The 786-nt window shown below is 50.0% G+C and carries 1 protein-coding gene; it reads left to right on the top strand.

The genetic code is table 11. The features are described 5' to 3' along the window. Positions 1 to 720 (top strand): IS21-like element helper ATPase IstB (gene istB, locus H6A34_RS14495; protein WP_205106091.1); only part of this gene is annotated, 720 nt, incomplete at its 5' end. Positions 721 to 786 lie beyond the last annotated feature (66 nt).

Genomic DNA, 786 nt, shown 5'->3' with positions numbered 1-786 from the left:
ATGAACCGTATGAAATTGCATGGCATGGCAGAGGCTTTCAGGGAAAGTCTTGCCGGCACCACTCCGCAATCCATGACTGCGGACACGTTCCTTTCCATGCTCCTTGCACGCGAATGGGACTATCGTGCGCAGGCTGCCATTGCACGGCTTACCAAGAATGCGGCATTCCGTTACAAGGCCTATATTGAACAGATCGACTATGCCACGAACCGGGGGCTGGATCGCAACCAGATGGAACGTCTCGCCACCCTTGATTTTGTGCATAAGGCACAGAACCTTTTCATTACCGGTTCTTCAGGAACGGGGAAAAGCTATCTGGCCTGCGCCCTCGGCCACGAAGCATGCAAAAGGGGATTCCGTACCTTATATGCCAATGCCCCGAAACTGCTCGGAGCGCTGAAAGTCGCCAAAGTCAAAGGTACACTTGAAACGGAACTCAAGAAGATTGAGCGATGCCAGTTACTCATCCTTGACGACCTGTTCATCGTGCCTCTCGACGCCAAGGAGCGTCCCATACTGCTTGACATCATCGAGGACAGGCATGAACGGAAATCCATCATCATCACATCGCAGTACCCCTCCTCCAACTGGTACGACATGGTAGGTGACCCGACAATAGCCGATGCAATCCTTGACCGCATCATACATACGGCTCATACCATAGAGTTATATGGTGAAAGTATGCGAAAGTTAAGGTCTAAGAAAAACGGGAAATTTTAAAAGGGTAAAATAAAATTGACCCCCAACACCAGGACTTTAAAGGGGCAATCATATTGTAGCCAAAGG

Origin of the sequence: Marseilla massiliensis, from assembly GCF_016899855.1 — a bacterium.
Taxonomy (GTDB): domain Bacteria; phylum Bacteroidota; class Bacteroidia; order Bacteroidales; family Bacteroidaceae; genus Prevotella.
This window is presented reverse-complemented; position numbering and strand designations above follow the sequence as displayed.